The 16,164-nt window shown below is 69.9% G+C and carries 17 protein-coding genes; 6 read left to right on the forward strand and 11 right to left on the reverse strand.

Annotation, left to right across the window (positions count from 1 at the left end):
• Window positions 1–11: 11 nt before the first annotated feature.
• The 5 genes from AB8M46_RS26655 to AB8M46_RS26675 form a co-directional block, all read right to left on the reverse strand.
• A complete protein-coding gene (locus tag AB8M46_RS26655; RefSeq protein WP_037336837.1) occupies window positions 12–881 on the reverse strand; it encodes a carbohydrate ABC transporter permease in 870 nt (289 codons plus the stop codon).
• A complete protein-coding gene (locus AB8M46_RS26660; RefSeq protein ID WP_394362013.1) occupies window positions 878–1,852 on the reverse strand; it encodes a carbohydrate ABC transporter permease in 975 nt (324 codons plus the stop codon). The genes AB8M46_RS26655 and AB8M46_RS26660 overlap by 4 nt, the downstream gene beginning before the upstream one ends.
• Entirely contained in the window at window positions 1,830–3,203 is a 1,374-nt protein-coding gene (locus AB8M46_RS26665) for an ABC transporter substrate-binding protein (RefSeq protein WP_394362014.1), read from the reverse strand. The genes AB8M46_RS26660 and AB8M46_RS26665 overlap by 23 nt, the downstream gene beginning before the upstream one ends.
• A 217-nt stretch (window positions 3,204–3,420) precedes the next feature.
• Entirely contained in the window at window positions 3,421–4,425 is a 1,005-nt protein-coding gene (locus AB8M46_RS26670) for a LacI family DNA-binding transcriptional regulator (protein WP_125737048.1), read from the reverse strand.
• A gap of 32 nt (window positions 4,426–4,457) precedes the next feature.
• The gene (locus AB8M46_RS26675; RefSeq protein ID WP_394362015.1) at window positions 4,458–5,654 is read right to left on the reverse strand and encodes an MFS transporter; all 1,197 of its coding nucleotides are present in this window, start codon (window positions 5,652–5,654) and stop codon (window positions 4,458–4,460) included.
• 57 nt (window positions 5,655–5,711) lie between these two features.
• Between AB8M46_RS26675 and AB8M46_RS26680 the strand changes: the two genes are divergently transcribed.
• Together AB8M46_RS26680 and AB8M46_RS26685 are read left to right on the forward strand one after the other, a co-directional pair.
• Window positions 5,712–6,257, forward strand: coding sequence for a hypothetical protein (locus AB8M46_RS26680; RefSeq protein WP_394362016.1), 546 nt, complete (start codon window positions 5,712–5,714; stop codon window positions 6,255–6,257).
• Between the two features lie 114 nt (window positions 6,258–6,371).
• Complete coding sequence (locus tag AB8M46_RS26685) at window positions 6,372–7,760, forward strand: PepSY-associated TM helix domain-containing protein (protein WP_394362017.1); 1,389 nt, start codon at window positions 6,372–6,374, stop codon at window positions 7,758–7,760.
• Here AB8M46_RS26685 and AB8M46_RS26690 read toward each other — a convergent pair.
• The gene (locus AB8M46_RS26690; RefSeq protein WP_394362018.1) at window positions 7,750–8,646 is read right to left on the reverse strand and encodes an SDR family NAD(P)-dependent oxidoreductase; all 897 of its coding nucleotides are present in this window, start codon (window positions 8,644–8,646) and stop codon (window positions 7,750–7,752) included. The genes AB8M46_RS26685 and AB8M46_RS26690 overlap by 11 nt on opposite strands.
• A gap of 79 nt (window positions 8,647–8,725) precedes the next feature.
• Between AB8M46_RS26690 and AB8M46_RS26695 the strand changes: the two genes are divergently transcribed.
• The 3 genes from AB8M46_RS26695 (at window position 8,726) to AB8M46_RS26705 (ending at window position 11,181) form a co-directional block, all read left to right on the forward strand.
• On the forward strand, window positions 8,726–9,301 hold the full coding sequence (locus AB8M46_RS26695; protein ID WP_394362019.1) for a TetR/AcrR family transcriptional regulator: 576 nt from the start codon (window positions 8,726–8,728) through the stop codon (window positions 9,299–9,301).
• A gap of 67 nt (window positions 9,302–9,368) precedes the next feature.
• Window positions 9,369–10,019 carry a helix-turn-helix domain-containing protein gene (locus AB8M46_RS26700; protein ID WP_394362020.1) on the forward strand — a complete coding sequence of 217 codons (651 nt, stop codon included), beginning with the start codon at window positions 9,369–9,371 and terminating at the stop codon, window positions 10,017–10,019.
• Between the two features lie 13 nt (window positions 10,020–10,032).
• Window positions 10,033–11,181 (forward strand): cytochrome P450, encoded by a 1,149-nt coding sequence (locus AB8M46_RS26705; protein ID WP_394362021.1) that lies wholly within the window; start codon window positions 10,033–10,035, stop codon window positions 11,179–11,181.
• Here the strand turns inward: AB8M46_RS26705 and AB8M46_RS26710 are convergent.
• Entirely contained in the window at window positions 11,104–11,613 is a 510-nt protein-coding gene (locus tag AB8M46_RS26710; protein ID WP_378424828.1) for a hypothetical protein, read from the reverse strand. The genes AB8M46_RS26705 and AB8M46_RS26710 overlap by 78 nt on opposite strands.
• 105 nt (window positions 11,614–11,718) lie before the next feature.
• On the opposite strand from AB8M46_RS26710, the gene AB8M46_RS26715 reads away from it, so the two are divergent.
• Complete coding sequence (locus AB8M46_RS26715; RefSeq protein WP_378424830.1) at window positions 11,719–12,294, forward strand: TetR/AcrR family transcriptional regulator; 576 nt, start codon at window positions 11,719–11,721, stop codon at window positions 12,292–12,294.
• A 38-nt stretch (window positions 12,295–12,332) separates the two neighbouring features.
• On the opposite strand, the gene AB8M46_RS26720 is transcribed toward AB8M46_RS26715, so the two are convergent.
• From AB8M46_RS26720 to AB8M46_RS26735, 4 genes are all read right to left on the reverse strand, one after another.
• On the reverse strand, window positions 12,333–12,794 hold the full coding sequence (locus AB8M46_RS26720) for a hypothetical protein (protein ID WP_394362022.1): 462 nt from the start codon (window positions 12,792–12,794) through the stop codon (window positions 12,333–12,335).
• Between the two features lie 84 nt (window positions 12,795–12,878).
• On the reverse strand, window positions 12,879–14,054 hold the full coding sequence (locus AB8M46_RS26725) for a 4-hydroxybenzoate 3-monooxygenase (RefSeq protein ID WP_394362023.1): 1,176 nt from the start codon (window positions 14,052–14,054) through the stop codon (window positions 12,879–12,881).
• Window positions 14,055–14,086: 32 nt separating this feature from the next.
• The gene (locus tag AB8M46_RS26730) at window positions 14,087–14,857 is read right to left on the reverse strand and encodes an IclR family transcriptional regulator (RefSeq protein WP_394362024.1); all 771 of its coding nucleotides are present in this window, start codon (window positions 14,855–14,857) and stop codon (window positions 14,087–14,089) included.
• Window positions 14,858–14,869: 12 nt separating this feature from the next.
• A complete protein-coding gene (locus AB8M46_RS26735) occupies window positions 14,870–16,108 on the reverse strand; it encodes an ArsB/NhaD family transporter (RefSeq protein WP_081975769.1) in 1,239 nt (412 codons plus the stop codon).
• Between the last annotated feature and the right edge of the window lie 56 nt (window positions 16,109–16,164).

The raw sequence follows: 16,164 nt of genomic DNA on the forward strand, positions 1-16,164 counted from the left end.
TGCGGCGAGAGTCAGCCTTTGAGACTGCCGGCGGTGAGCCCGGCGAGGATATGCCGCTGGAACGCCAGGAACAGCGCCACCATCGGCAGGCTGGCCAGGACCATGCCCGCGACGAGCACGTTCAGCGGCATGTCGATGGCCACGCGCTGCAGCATCACCGACAGCGTCTGCTTTTCGGTGTCCGGGAACACCAGCAGCGGCCAGATGAAATCCTTCCACGCGGCCACCACCGCGAGGATCGAGACCACGGCCAGGATCGGCCGGGAGATCGGCAGGATGATGCGCCACAGCGTGCGCACCGGTCCGGCGCCGTCGAGCCGCGCGGCCTCGATCAGCTCATCGGGGATCTGGTCGAAGAACCGTTTCAGCAGATAGATGTTGAACGCGTTCGCGGCGGCGGGGAGCCAGACCGCCGCCGGCGAGTTGATCAGGTTGAGGTCCAGCAGCGGCAGGTCGGTGATCGTCACGTAGGTCGGCACGAGCAGGGCCGCGGCGGGGAGCATCAACGTCGCGAGCATCAGCCCGAGCACGACGTTGCCGAATTTCGGCCGCAGCTTCGACAACGCGAACGCCGCGGGGACGTCGATGGCCAGCTGGGCCAGCCAGGCGCCGCCGGCGACGATCACGGTGTTGAGGAAGTACTTGCCGAGACTGAGCTGGTCCCACGCGTCGGCGAAGGTCTCCGGATGCCACTCGTTCGGGATGAACGTCGCCGGGGTCTGCGCGAGCTCCTGCGGTGACTTCATCGCGCCGGTCACCGCCCAGTACAGCGGGAACAGGAACGCGATGACGAACAGGAGCAGCGTGCAGGCGAAGATCACGGCGTACCCGATCTTGCCGCCGGGGCTGCGAAGCGTGCTGGGGGAGACGAGCGTCCTCACGACTCATCCGCCTTCCGGGTCAGGCGCACGTACAACGCGGAGAACACCCCGAGCGCGACGAACAGCAGGAGGCTCAACGCGCTGGCCGAGCCGAAGTCGTTGTAGACGAAGGCATAGCGGTACAGCAGCAGGAGCACGGTCACGGTGGAGTCGTCCGGTCCGCCGCCGGTCATCACGTACGGCTCGGTGAACACCTGCATGGTCGCGACCACCTGCAGCAGCAGGAGCACCAACAGGACGAACCTCGTCTGCGGCAGGGTGACGTGGATCAGGCGTTTCCACAGCCCCGCGCCGTCCAGTTCCGCGGCTTCGTAGAGTTCGCCGGGGATGGTGCCGAGCGCGGCGAGATAGATCAGCGTGGTGCTGCCCATGTTCGCCCATGTCGACACGAACACCAGCGACAGCATCGACGTGTCGCTCGAGTCCAGCCATTGGCCGCCGGGCAGGCCGACGGCGCCGAGCGCGGAGTTGAACAGGCCGGCGCCCGGGTCGTAGAACCACTTCCACATCAGGGCGGTGACCACCGGCGGCAGCATCACCGGCAGGTAGACCGCGAGCCGGAAGAACGCCTTGGCGTGCCGCAGTTCGTTGAGCAGCACCGCGGTCAGGAACGGGACCACGAACCCGAAGACCAGCGCGAGCCCGGTGAACAACAGGGTGTTGCGCCAGGCGATGCCGAACAGCGGGTCTTCGAACAGGCGGGTGAAGTTGTCGAAGCCCACCCACGTCGGCGGGTTGACGAAGTCGACCTGCTGGAAGCTCAGCAGCACCCCGCGCACGATCGGATACCACGAGAACAGGGTGAAAACCACGAGCGCGGCGCACAGCAGGCCGTACGCGGTGACGTTCTCCTTGAGCTTGCGGCGCATCCGGTTCCGGCGGCGTCCGGCCGCCGAGGCGACCGGCCGACCGGCCCGCGACGACGTTGTCGCGGGCCAGTCGAGGACGCTACTTGACCTGGGCGAGGACACTGTTGACCTTCGACTCCGCCGACGACAGCTGCTGAGCGACATCCGCGTTCCGATCGGTGAGCACCGCCTGCATCACACTGTCGAGGATGGCGTAAACCTGCTGCGCGTTCGGCGGTTCGATGCTGCCCTTGATCCGCGAACTCGCGTCCACATAGGACTGGTAGTTCTCGGCGGGAACGTTGGCGTGCTTGGCTTTCACCGCGAGCTGCTGATCACGCACGGCGCCCTGCCAGACGTCCGGGGTCGGCTCGGCGGGCAGCCCGACCGGCTGCTTGCCGTCGACGTACTGCTGGACGTGCTTTTCGAAACGCTCCGGGTTGAGGTACTTCCAGCGGACCCATTCCAAGCCGGCCTTGATCTTCTCGGGCGAGGCCTTGGGGTTGATCATGTAGCCCTCGCCGCCGAGCAGCGTGCCCTGCCCACCCGGCATCCCCGCGACGCCGTAGTCCTCGTACTTGCCGTTGAACTGCTTGACCAGCACCGGGACGTTGTCCGGGGCGGCCATGTACATGCCGAGCTGGCCGGCGCCCATCATGCGCTGGACGTCCTGGGCTTCGAGCAACTGCTTGCTGCCCATGGTGTCGTCTTCCCAGCGCATGGCGCGCAACTGGTTCAGGGCGGCCTTGGCCTTCTCGTTGTTGAAGGCGGCGACCCATTTGTCGCCGTCCTTGCGGGCGACCTCGCTGCCCATGGAGTAGAGCCAGCCGGTCAGATGCCAGCCGCCCTGGTTGTTCTTGCTGTAGTCGGCGTATCCGACGGTGCCGTTGCCCAGTGCGGCGATCTTCTTCGCGGCCGCGCGGACCTCGTCCCAGGTCTGCGGTGGTTTGTTCGGGTCGAGCCCGGCCTTCTGGAACAGCGGGCGGCTGTAGAGCAGGCCCATGCTGTAGTTCATCGTCGGGAGGCCGTAGAGCTTGCCGTCGGCATCCCGGAAGTTGTCCAGTAATTCCGGTTTGATGTCGCCGAAGTTCTTCAGGCCCTTGGCCGCTTCGGTGATGTCGGCCGCCTGGCGGCGCGCGATGATCTGCGCCGGGTCGGTGAAGTAGACGTAGTAGACGTCTTCGAGCTGCCCGCCGGCGAGTTTGGCGGAGAACGTCTTCGGGTCCATGAACCCTTCGTGCGGCTCGATGTCGATGTCCGGGTGGCTCTCCTCGAACTCCTTGACGTCGGCGTCGAACACGCCGCGTTCGAACGGCTGGCTGGTCGGAGGTTGCCCGGTCACGGTGATCTTGACCTTGCCCCCGGTGCTTTCCCCGGAGCCGGAACCGCAGGCGGCCGCCCCGAAGGTGAGTCCGCCCGCAAGGAGCAGGCAGAACATCCGGCGGCGCACGGCAGGGGACCAAGTGCTGCTCATCTTCAAGCCTCATCTCGGGATCGCGACGGCTGTCACGTGATTGCGGTCACTCTAAAGTGAAGCCCTGGATCAACGCAATAACTGGATGAGAACTTGCAACTTTGCGACAGTCGCGGTCGGGGGGTGCCCCAAGTACGTGAAGGCCCCCTTCCCTCGACTGAGCCGAGGGAAGGGGGCCTTCACGTAGTTGAGGCTCCGCGGCCTCGCAATTAGTCGGCTAAACGCGGCGCGCGGTCGAGCCCCGGACGACGAGTTCGGGCGCGAACAGCAGTTCTTCGGCCGCCACCTCGCCGCCGTTTATGCGTTTGACCAGCAGTTCCACCACGGCGCGGCCCATCGCCTCGATCGGCTGCCGGGTGGTGGTGAGCGGCGGATCGGTGCAGTTCATCAGCGCGGAATCGTCGTAACCGACCACCGAGACGTCCTCGGGCACGGACAGCCCCTGCCGCCGGGCCGCGCGGATCGCGCCCAGTGCCAGGAGGTCGCTCGCGCACAGGACGGCGGTCGCGCCGCGCGGGTACAGCCGGGCCGCGGCCGCGTGCCCGCCTTCGATGGAGAACATGCCGTGTTCGACGAGTTCGTCCAGGACTGGGAGGCCGAGTTTCGCCGCGTAGGCGCGGAAGGCCTCGAGTTTGCGCTGGGACGGGACGTGGTCGTTCGGACCGAGGACGAGGCCGATCTTCTCGTGCCCGAGCGAGCTCAGATGCCCGACGACCTGTTCGACGGCGACCGCGTCGTCGCACGAGATCTGCGGCAGCCCGAGGTGGTCGACGGCGGCGTTGATCAGCACCGTCGGCAGGCGGCGCTCGGCGAGATGGTGGTAGTGGGAATGCACCGCGTCGGCCTGGGCGTAGAGCCCGCCGGCGAACACGACCCCGGAGACCTGCTGCTGCAACAGCAGTTCGACGTACTCCGCTTCGGAGACGCCCCCCGCGGTGCGGGTGCACAGCACCGGGGTGAAACCCTGCTGGGCCAGCGCGTTGCCCATGATCTCGGCGAGCGCGGGGAAGATGGGGTTCTGCAGTTCGGGAAGGACCAGTCCGACCAGGCGGGCGCGATCCCCGCGCAGCTGGGTCGGCCGCTCGTAGCCCATCACGTCCAGCGCGGTGAGGACGGCGGCCCGGGTACTCGCGGAGACCCCGGACCGGCCGTTGAGCACCCGGCTGACCGTGGCTTCACTGACCCCGACCTTGCGGGCGACTTCGGCAAGACGACGCGTCATGGCTGAAACATTACCGCAAGCGAGCGCAAGAACTAGACACTCTTGATCGGTGCGGTTGCCCGGAAGTCACGCGAGGAGGGAACGAGGGCGGCGGCCGCCGGAGCGGCGAAGCAGACGACCGCGCACGCCGCCAGTACCTGCGCCGCCCCGAACCGGTCGATCGCGGGCGCGATGAGCGCGAGCCCGGCGGGCGCGAGGCCGTAGGAGAACAGGAAGTCCAAAGAGGACACCCGGGCGAGCTTCGCCGGTTCGACCTCCCGCTGGGTCGCGGTGAACCAGGGGACGTTGAACAGTTCGATGCCCAGACCCGCGACGGCGTAGGCGGCGATGACGAAGGTGGGGTGCACCGGGAACAGCAGGCTCAGCGGCGCGAAGCCGTAGCAGCCGAGCCCCGCCAGCGCCGTCCAGCCTTGCCGCTTCGGACGCCAGCGCGCGATGACGACGGCGCCCGCGAGCGCGCCGAGCGTGTACGCGGTGAGCCCGGCGGCCAGCACCGTTTCGCTGTCGTAGCGGTCACGGCTGACCAGCGGCAGCACCACACCCGTGGCGGAATAGCCGGTCGCGACGACGGCGGTCAGCGCGCCGAGCCCGGCCAGGAACCACGGATGGCGGCGGGCTTCACGGAGACCGTCGGCGAACTCGCCGAAGAAGCGGGTCCGGGCGGCGGCCGGAGCGGGCGTGAACGTGCCTCGCGGCGGGATCAGTGCCGCGCCCAGCCACAGCACTCCGGTCCCGATCACCAGGGCCGACGTCGAGGCGAACTGGGAGAGCAGAGCGGTGAGCCCCGGCGCGACCAAGGTCGTGACCCGGACGGCGAGGGTCATCGCGGCGTTGGCCTGCTGACGCCGGTCTTCGGCGATCACCTCGGCCGTCAGCGCCTGGAACGCCGGGCGGCACGCGCCCTGCCCGACGCCGACGACGGCCGCCGCGGTGGCCATCAGCAGGACCGACCGGCCCATCCCGGTGGCGATCAGCGGAGTGGCGAGACCGGCGATCAGCCCCGCCCAGAGCACGACCCCGCGACGGGAGTGCCGGTCGGCCAAAACGCCCGCCACCGGGACCGCCACGAGGAATCCCGCCGTCCGCGCGGCGAGCACGATGCCGAGGTCGACAGCCGAAAGCGACCGTTCCAGTACCGCCAGTCCGAGGATGAACGGCAGGGCCCAGGTCGCCAGCCCGGAGGCGGTGTTCCCGGTCCAGAGCCGGAGGAACGACAGGCTGCGGAGCACCGGGCCGACGATATCAAGGAGAGACAACGGGCCTGTTCGCGCTCTACTCTGCCTCCCGTGCGCACGCCGACCCCGACCCGAGGCCCGGCCAGGCGCCTCCGCGGCGGGGCCGTGGGGGTCCTGACCGGCACTTTGGCGACCGGCGCCCACGTCGGGACCAGCGGCCGCGTTCCGGATCTCGGTGTCGTCGTGCTGCTCGTCGCCCTGCTGAGCTGGGTGGCGTACGCGTTCGCGGGACGCCGCCGCGGTCCGCTCGCGATCCTCGGCCTGGTGGCGGGCGGGCAGCTGGCGATGCACGCCTGCCTGACCTTCCTGACTTGGCAATCGCACGCCCACCACGCCGAAGCCCCGGGCAACGGCCTGTCCATGGCGGCCGGGCACGCCGCCGCGACCCTCCTGGTCGCGATGGTGCTCGCGGGCGCCGAGCACGTCGTGTACGCGCTCACGACGCTCATCGCCTCGGTCCTTCCCCGGCGGTTGACCCCGCGGCCGGCGACCGCGCCGCTGCGGATCCACGTCCCGCTCGCGGTGGAGTTCCCCGCGACCGAGGCGCTCCTGCGAGACGTGCTCTCGCGGCGCGGCCCGCCGGTGACGTCCGCCTGATCCCCGAAATCCTGCCGAGACCCGTGTCGCGGCAGGGCTCAGCACGCGCGCCGTGACCATCCCGGCGCGCGGCGCAGGCGCACGCCTCCCCATCGACGCCTCAGGAGTTCCCCCATGGCAACGCGAATCGAATCGACCACGAGCCCGCCGCGCGCGACCGGCTGGCGCGGGCTGTTCCTCCGCTTCCACTTCTACGCCGGCGTTCTCGTCGGACCGTTCATCCTCATCGCCGCGCTCAGCGGCGTTCTCTACGCGGCGACGCCGCAGATGGAGTCCTGGATCTATTCCGATCAGCTCCGCGCTCCCGTCGGGCTGAACCAGGCTTCACTCGCGGAACAGGTCAAGGCGGCGCAGGCGGCCCACCCCGGCGGCGACCTGGTCGCCGTCCGGCCCGCTCCCGAGCCGGGCGACACGACTCGCGTCCTGTTCGCCGAGGAAGGACTCGGCGAATCCGAACGGCGCGCGGTGTTCGTCGACCCGGCCACCGCGCAGGTGCGCGGGGACCTCGTCGCGTACGGCTCGAGCGGTGCCTTGCCGTTCCGGACCACGCTCGACCAGTTGCACCGCAACCTGCTGCTCGGCGAGCCGGGACGGCTCTACAGCGAACTCGCCGCGTCCTGGCTGTGGGCGGTCGCGCTCGGCGGCCTCGTGCTGTGGATGAGCCGCCGCCGTGCCCGCAAGGCCGAGAAGGCCGAGTCCGCGCGCGGGAAGGCGGTGCGCCGTCACGGATCCGTCGGCCTGTGGGTGCTGCTCGGCGCGTTGTTCCTCTCCGCGACAGGGCTGACATGGTCGGCGTACGCGGGGGAGAACGTCTCCGCGTTGCGCGAATCCCTCGGCTGGGAGACCCCGGCGTTGAAGGTGACCGGAGGTGACGAACACGCCGGACACGCCGGGCACGGCGAAGCCCCCGCCGCACCGGCACCCGCGAAGCCCGAGAGCGTGGACGCGATGCTGGCCTCCGCCCGCGCCGCCGGGATCGACGCCGCCTCGGTGGAGATCGGGCTGCCTGCGAAACCCGGCGCTCCTTGGCAGGTGGCAGAAATCGAGCGCGGCTGGCCGACGCAGGTCGACGCCGTCGCGGTCGACGGGACCACCGGGCAGATCCTGGGCGAGGTGCGCTTCGCCGACTACCCGCTGATGGCGAAACTCGCCCGCTGGGGGATCGACGCGCATATGGGCGTCCTGTTCGGCTGGCCCAACCAGATCGTGCTGCTCCTGCTCGGCGCCGGCCTCGTCACGCTGGTCGTGCTCGGCTACCGGATGTGGTGGCAGCGCAGGCCGACCCGGGCCACCGGACTGACCTTCGGACGGCCCATCCCGCGTGGTCAATGGCGCAAGGCCCCGCCCTGGTTGCCGGTGGGTCTCCTCGTCCTGGCCGCCGCGATCGGCTGGTTCGTGCCGCTGCTCGGCATCAGCCTGCTCGCGTTCCTCGTGATAGACCTGCTGCTGGGCTTGCGATCCCGCGGCAAGTCCACACCGGACTCGACCGACGTCACGGTGTGAGTTCCGCGCTCGCCGCCCACAACCGGGCGGCGAGCGCGGTGTCGGCGAGCTTCCCGCGGACCGGCTCCCGCCTCGGCTCACCGCGGAGACCGAACACGCGGGGGCCGAACATCTCGCCGCCACGCACGGAAGGATCGAGTACCGCCCGTACCGCGGGCCAGGCACCGGCTTCCTTGCCCTGCAACAGAAGCCCGGCCGGGAACTTCCGCCCGTCGGCCTCGGGGTGCACCGGTCTCGGCGGCGTGAGGGAATCGAGCGCGCCGCCGGGATGGTCGACGACGCTCAGGACCGTGCTCCCGGCCGCGCGCAGCCGCCGGTCGAGCTCGAAGGCGAACAGCATCTGCGCCAGCTTCGAGCGCGCATACGTGCGCTTCGGCTGGTAATCCCGCTTGCTCTGGAGGTCGTCCAGGTCGAGTTCCGCGGACTTGCCCACGAAGCTGCCCGTGGTGACGACGCGGCCGGCCTCAGCCGCTTCGAGCAGGGGCATCAACCGGTGTACCAGCACGAAATGCCCGAGATGGTTGGTGGCGAAGGTCAGTTCGAGGCCGTCGGACGTCTCCCGCCTCGGCTGGTTCTCCAGGAGCACGCCCGCGTTGCAGACGACGGCGTCGAGCCGGTCGATCCCCAGAGTGTCCACTGAGGACTTGAGGGACGAGAGGTCGGAGAGATCCAGCCGCAGGTGCCCCAGACTCGCGTCCGGCACCAGGGAACGGATCGACGTCATCGCCGCTTCCGCCTTGGCGGTGTCGCGGCTGCCGAGGAGCACAGTGGCGCCGGTGCCGGCGAGCTGTTCGGCGACGAAATAGCCGATCCCCGCGTTGCCGCCGGTGACCAGGAAGGTCTTGCCGTCGGCACGTGGCAGGTGGTGGACGTCCCAGTGGCTCACGGCGCTCTCCTCAAAGTCGAAGTCGTTCAGAACATACACTCGTTCCGAATTCGGAGTGACTTCGATGTATGGTGAAGGCATGGGAGCGACCGAGCCGGGCAGGCGTGAACGCAAGAAGGCGGCGACACGCCAGGCCTTGTCGCGGGCGGCGCGAGACCTGTTCCTGGAACGGGGCTTCGACAACGTCACCGTCGCGGAGATCGCCGATGCCGCGGACACGGCGGTTTCCACGCTGTTCGCGCATTTCCCGGGCGGCAAGGAGGCGCTCGTCCTCGGCCACGGCCACGAACGCGAAGCGGCCTTGGCCGCCGCGGTGCGTGACCGGGCCGAGGGCACGTCGATCCTTGAGGCGCTACAGGACTTCCTCGCGACGCGTGGCCCGTTCGACCCGGATCCCGATCCGCTGGCCCGGCGGGTGGCGGATCTGGTGGTGGCCACGCCGGCGTTGCGCGCCTACGCCAGGGCGCTGTGGACGGGCTGTGAGGACGCGCTCGCGAAGGTCATCGCCGAAGCGTCGGGGCAGGACGATTTCTCCGTGCGGCTGCTGGCGCGGTATGTCCTGGAGGTCCCGGACCTGGCCGGGGTCGAGGCGGATCCCGCCGCCGCGCTGGACGCCGCGTTCGTGTTCTTGCGGCGGGGGTGGCCGGGGTTCTGACCGTCCACGCCGAGCCGGTCGTCCTTCCCCGTGCCGATCGCGGTCCTGGCCGGTGTTGAATGAGGTGGTGACCAGCGATTTCGCTCCGCCCGCCGAGCTGGGCCCCCGCGTCGGCCGGATCTGGCGGCGCAGCGGGGAATTGCCGCCCGCGTTGCCGCAGCCGTACGTGGACCTGCTGGTGTTCGCGGACGGTTCCCTGTGGTTGACCGGCCCGGAAACGGAGGCCAGGACCGGGAGCCTGGCCGAGCCGTTGACGGGCGTGCGGTTACGGCCGGGCACATGTGCCTCGGTGCTGGGGATCGCCGCGGACGAGGTGCCCTTGGCCGGGATGCCGCTCCCCGGTTCCGGTCTCGAGGCCGCGTTCCGGGCCTTGCGGGCACCGGCCCGCCCGGCCGACCGGGCGGTCGCTCAGGTGCTGCGAGCCGTACACGAGACGCCCGGGGCGCCGGTGTCCGACCACGCGGCCGCGGCCGGGCTGTCCGAACGACAGCTGCGGCGCCGGTTTTCGGTGGCGGTGGGGCTGAGCCCCAAGACGTACGCACGGGTGGTGCGGTTGCACCGGGCGATGGCGCTGGCGCGGTCGTCACCGGCGCCGGACTGGGCGGATATCGCCGTCCGCAGCGGGTTCTACGACCAGCCGCACATGCTCGCGGAGTTCCGGCGAGCGGTCGGGGCGTCGTGTGTCCGTTTCTTCCAAGCGGCGCCGGCGGACGGATAGCACCCTCCGGGGTATGTCCGTCGAGGAGATCTTCGCTTTCCACGCCCAAGAGGTGGGCCCGGTGCGGTACGCCGAGTCGTTCGGCGCCTGGGTGGTGACCCGGTATTCCGAAGTGGACAGGGTGCTCACCGACCACACGGTGTTCTCGTCCGACGAGCTGCGCCACAGCACCGGGCCGGTCCCGCACGGCTCGAATCCGTTGGTGCGCGGTCTCCAGGCGATGGATCCGCCCCGCCATCACGCGCTGCGCCGGATCGTCAGCCAGGTCTTCACACCCCGGGCCGTGGCGTCACTGGAACCGGGGATCACGGCGCGGGTCGACGCGCTGCTCGCCTCCGCCGGGGCGGATTTCGACCTGATCGGGGAGCTGGCCTACCCGTTGTCGGTGCACACGATCGCGGGCCTGCTCGGCGTGCGACCGTCGCGGTGGCCGGATTTCGTCCGCTGGACCGAGGCGATCACGTCGTTCTTCGGCACGTTCACCGCGGACGAGTCGCGTCAGGCCGCCTTCCACGGGGCGATCTCCGAACTGGGCGACTACTTCCGCGAAGAGTTCGCGCGTCCGACCGGCGTCATCGCGACCCTGCTGGCGTCGGATCTCACCGAGGACGAGCTGATCGATTTCTGTGCGTTGCTGCTGATCAACGGCCACGAAACGACCAAGACCCTGCTCGTGAACGCCGTTCTTTGCCTCGCGTCCCGGCCGAAGCCCGCCGACCTGCGGCCTGCCGTCGAGGAGGTCCTTCGCTACCTACCGCCCACGGGTGGGACGGACCGGTTCGTCACCCGGCCGACCGTCCTCGGCGGCCGGGAACTCCGTCCGGGCCAGAGGGTCGTCGCGATGATCTCGGCGGCGAACCGCGATCCCGCGGTCTTCGCGGACCCGCACACGTTCGACCCGGGCCGGACGCCCAACCCCCACTTGTCCTTCGGCCACGGTGTCCACTTCTGCCTGGGCGCCCATCTCGCCAGGATGCAGGTCCGGATCGCCCTCGCGGCCCTGCTGGACCGTCCCTGGTCGATCACGGACCTGGACACCCGCCGCACCCCGGTCGGCATCGACGTCCTGGAGGTCTCTCTGGCGTCAGCGGCCGAGGCGGATCGCCGAGACGAGGAAGAAGATCCCGCCGAGCACGGCGTACCCGGCCAGGTTGACCAATGAGGCGTCCGGCTGCGCGGCTTGCAGGACGAAGGCGGTACCGGCGAGGGTGGAGATGGCGCCGCTGGCGATCATCGCCCACTGGCCGCCCAGTTCGCGGCGGCCGAGGCCGACGGCGAGCTGGACGAGGCCCGACACGATCGCCCAGGCACCCCAGACGCGCAGCACCGCCGGGATGCCGGACGCGGCGGCGAACGCGAGGCCGATCCCGGCGAGCGCGCTGATCGCGATGTTCACGTACAGCCCTGGCGCGTCCTTCGACGAGCGAAGGTCGATGACGGCGGCGGCGACGTCGAAGAGCGGGTACAGCACGAGCAGCGCGACACTGAGCGGGCCGAGCTTCGACGCGCTCGTGAACAGCAGGCCCGCCCACACGACGGCGAAGCCGAAACGAACGAAGTACAAGCGCCGGAGGGTGGCGGTTTGGCTGCTCACGAGAGCTCCTTGGAATAGGTGAGGAGAACGTTCGGTCTACCTGGACTGTGTCAGTGGTGTGCGGTGCGGTCAAGACCGAACGTTCTATCCCGTAAGATGGCCGTAATGGTTAAAGGTCAAGCGTCCGAAGCGCGCACAAGGCTGCTCACCACGGCGACGAGGCTCTTCTACACGGAGGGCATCCACTCCGTGGGCATCGACCGGATCGTGGCCGAAGCGAAGGTGACCCGCGCGACCCTGTACCGGCATTTCCCGGGCAAGGACGATCTGATCGTCTACTACCTGCGGGAAGCCGATCAGGCGATCCGTGGGCAGATCGAGGCCATCGTCGCCCAGGGGGCTGCGGCGCCGGACACGCTGCGGGCGATCGCCGCCGACATCACGGAGGGCATCCGGTCACCCGGCTTCCGCGGCTGCGCCTTCCTCAACGCCGCGTCGGAGTATCCGGACCCGGCCCATCCCGTGCACAAGGCCGTCCTCGCCCACCGGCACTGGTTCGCGGGGGTGATCACCGGCGTGCTGGCCCATTTGGGAAGCGCGCGGGCCGAGGTCGCGGCCCGGCGCTTCGTCCTGCTGCGGGACGGCGCGATGGCCACCGGCTGCCTGACCGACCCCGCGCCGGTCTGCGAAACCTTCCTCGAGGGAGTCGAAGACCTGCTGCGGCTTCACGTCACCTCGTGAGCGGCATCGACGGCGCGGGTGAGTGACCGGGGTGAACGTCAGCTCGGCGGCTGCTGTGCCTGAGGGTTGGGCTGCGGCTGCGGGGCATGACCCGGCTGCGCCACCGGGTAGCCCGGCTGGGGCGCCATCGGGTAGTTGGCCGGCGGCGCGAAGCCCTGCTGCTGCCGGGAAGGGCGGCCGCTCTTGACGACCGCGATCGCGACCAGCAGCCAGGAGAGCAGCGAGGCGGTGTCGAACACGATGGCGACCGCCAGGTAGATCGTGCGGATGCCGTCGACGGACAGACCGCCGGACTCGACCCAGTCCGACACGCTCAACGACAGGAACTGCCACACGATGGCCAACACCGTCGTGACGAGCATGACCGCGAAAGCGGCCACCATCAGACCGGAGACTCCCCGGGCGCGTCCTTTGACCGAGACGATCAGGCCGAGTAGGCCGACCGCGAGTTGCAGTACCAGGGGGATGGTCTCGATACTCGCGAACGTTAAGGGTGACATGCCTGCCTTCCACAGCTCTCCGCCGGAGATCGGGACGTCCGGCCACGCCGGGGAGATCCTATGCGGTGGCAACGCCTCGTGTGGTCAGAATCCGATGGGCAGTCCCGCGTAGTTCTCCGCGAGCCCGGCGCGGCCCGCTTCGCTCCGTGCCAGCCACTGCAACTGCGAAAGCTGCAACTGCCCGTCGAACGGGTCGTCCGAACGGTGCAGCATCGTCGTCATCCACCACGAGAAATGCGTACACCGCCAGACGCGGCGCAGCGCGGTGTCGGAGTAGGCGTCGGCGAGCGTGAAGTCCTTGTCCCGCACCAAAGCGGCGAGCGCGGGGGCGAGGAGGGCGACGTCGGCGACGGCGAGGTTGAGGCCCTTGGCGCCGGTGGGCGGCACGATGTGGGCGGCGTCGCCGGCGAGGAAGAGACGGCCGTGCCGCATGGGCTGCTGCACGAAACTCCGCATGGGCAGCACACTTTTGTCGGTGATCGGTCCGGGCGTGAGGCTCCAGCCGTGCTGGCCGTGGCCGAGCCGGGTGGCGAGCGCCGCCCAGATCCGCTCGTCGGACCAGTCGCCGATGTCGGTGCCGTTGGGCACCTGCAGGTACAGCCTGCTGACGGTGGCCGAGCGCATCGAGTGCATGGCGAAACCGTCGGGATGCCACGCGTAGATGAGCTCGTCGGTCGACGGGGCCACGTCGGCGAGGACACCGAGCCACGAGTAGGGATAGGTGCGCTCCCAAGTCTGCTTCGCGGCGTCGGGGATCGCGGTGCGGCAAGGCCCGAACGAGCCGTCGCAGCCGACGACGACGTCGGCGTCGAGCCGCCGCTGCACGCCGTCCGCGTCGGTGAAGGTGACGTATGGCCGGTCAGTTTCGATGTCGTGCACGGCGGTGTCGGTGACCTCGTAGTGGATCTGTTGCCCGGCCGCCTCACGCGCCTTGCCGAGGTCCTTCGTCACTTCGGTCTGGCCGTACACGGTGACGCTTCGCCCGACCAGGTCCACGAAATCGAGATGGTGCCGTTCCTCCGGCCACTGCAGGTAGATCCCGCGGTGCTCGTCGCCCTCCCGGTCCAGCCGGTCGCCGAGACCGGTCTCGCGAAGGAGGTCCACAGTGGACTGTTCGAGGATGCCGGCCCGGATCCGCGCCTCGACGTACTCGCGCGAGCGGGTCTCCACGAGTACCGATTCGACCCCCGCCAGATCGAGCAGATGCGACAGGAGGAGTCCGGCCGGGCCGGCGCCGACGATGGCGACTGGGGTACGCATGACCGGAGTCTGGTCGCGTGGCGGCCGAAGTCCTAGCGTTCGCTTCCACTCAGTGAAACCCGCAGGCTCCGGCCGATCCCGGCGGCCGCGACCTGGAGCGCGGAGATCAACCTTGCCCGGCCGCGGCTCAGATCCGGGACGACCAGGCCGAGCGCGGCGACGACCTCGCCACCGGAGGGCCGGATCGGGACGGCGACCGAGCAGGCGCCCCGGCTCATCTCCTCGACGGTCTGCGCGTAACCCTCCCGGCGGACGCGTCGCAACTGTTCGCGCAGTCGGCCGGGTTGAGTGACGGTGTACGGCGTGACGCGGGTCAGCGAGGCGAGCACCTGACGCTGGACGTCCTCCGGCGCCCAGGCCAGCAGGACCTTCCCGACCCCGGTGGCGTGCAAAGGGAGCCGTCCGCCGATTCGGCTGACGACCGGTACGGACGCGTTCCCGGACAGCCGGTCGAGGTAGAGCACCTGGTCACCGTCCCGCTCGCCGAGGTGCACGGTGGCCCCGGTCGCGCCGTAGAGATCCTGGAGGAACGGAGCGGCGACCTGCCGCAGTTCGAACTGCACGGGCGCGAGCAGCCCGAGGTTCCACAGCCGCCTGCCGACGGCGTACCGATCTTCGCGCCGCTCCAGTGCGCCCAGGCCCACGAGATCACGCGCGAGCCGGTGCGCGGTGGGAAGCGGCAGGCCGGCGCGGTTCGCGAGCTCGGTGAGCGACAGCTCGCGATGGTCGACGTCGAAGGCGCCGAGCAGCGCGAACGCCCGCGAGACGACACCGGCGCCGGGCGTGGACAGATTGCCGGGCATGCGCTCATTTTCTCACTGAGTGGAAGTCAAGGCGAGGCCGAGCCACAGACCGGCGACGGCGAGCACGATGGACGCCGGAACGGTCAGCAGCCCGAGGCGCGTGAACTCGCCCAGATCGGGCCGGGTGTCGTGCCGGTGCAGGATCCTCCGCCACAACAACGTCGCCAGCGAGCCGACGTAGGTGAGGTTCGGGCCGAGGTTGACGCCGATCAGCACGGCCAGCACCACCGGTGTCCCGCCCGCGGTGGCCAGTGGCAGCAGCACGAGCACCGCGGGCAGGTTGTTGATCAGGTTGGCGAGGACGGCCGCCACCGCGGCGGCGCCGAGCAGGGCGAGGAAGGAGGTCGATGTCGGCACCAGGTGGCCGAGTGCCTCGTCCAGTCCGTTGTCGACCACGGCACGGACCACGATCGCCAGCGCCAGCACGAAAGCGACGAAGGGGATGCTCGCCGAGCGGACGATCGCGGCGGGGGAGGTCCGCCGCTGCGCGAGCGCGCGGCAGGCCAGGACGGCGGCTCCGGCGAACGCGGCCCACGCGGGGCTGACGTCCATCAGGGAGGTGACCACGAAACCTGCCAGCGTCAGCCCGAGCACGACCAGGACGAAGGCGGGAACCTTCCCGGCCGCGACCACCTTCCCGCCGCGGGGCCGGGCCGCCAGGTCGGCGGCGAAGAACCGGCGGAACACCAGGTATTCGGTGAGGACCGCCGCGAGCCAGGGCAAGGTCATCAGCGCGGTGAACCGCAGGAACGAGATCCCGGTCGCGGCGACGGCGAGCAGGTTGGTCAGGTTGGACACCGGCAGCAGCAACGAGGCCGAGTTCGCCAGATGCGTGCAGGCGTAGGCGTGCGGTTTGGCCCGTGCGCCCATCCGCGCGGCGGTGGCGAACACGACGGGCGTCAGCAGGACGACGGTGGCGTCCAGGCTGAGCACCACGGTGACCGCCGCCGCGACCGCGAACACCGCGGGCAGCAGCCGTCGCGGCTTCCCCCGGCTGAACCGCGCCATGAGCGTGCCCGCCGCTTGGAACAGCCCTTCGTCGTCGCACAGTTTGGCCAGGACGAGCACCGCGGCGAGGAAGCCGACGACCGGCGCGAGCCTGGTGACCTCGTCGAGCGCGTCGGGGAACGAAATCGCACCCGCCACCAGCACGATCCCGGCTGCGGGGACGGCGGCGACCGCCTCCGGGAGGCCGCGTGGCCGGATCACCGCGAAGGCCAGGACGATCAGCAGGAGCGCGATGGACAACACCTCGCCGGGAATGCCGGTCAGCGTGAACCTCCTCGGTGTCGAGCCGACCTCGGCAA

The sequence above is a fragment of the Amycolatopsis sp. SB7-3 genome (genome assembly GCF_041021335.1).
In the GTDB taxonomy this organism is placed as follows: domain Bacteria; phylum Actinomycetota; class Actinomycetes; order Mycobacteriales; family Pseudonocardiaceae; genus Amycolatopsis; species Amycolatopsis japonica.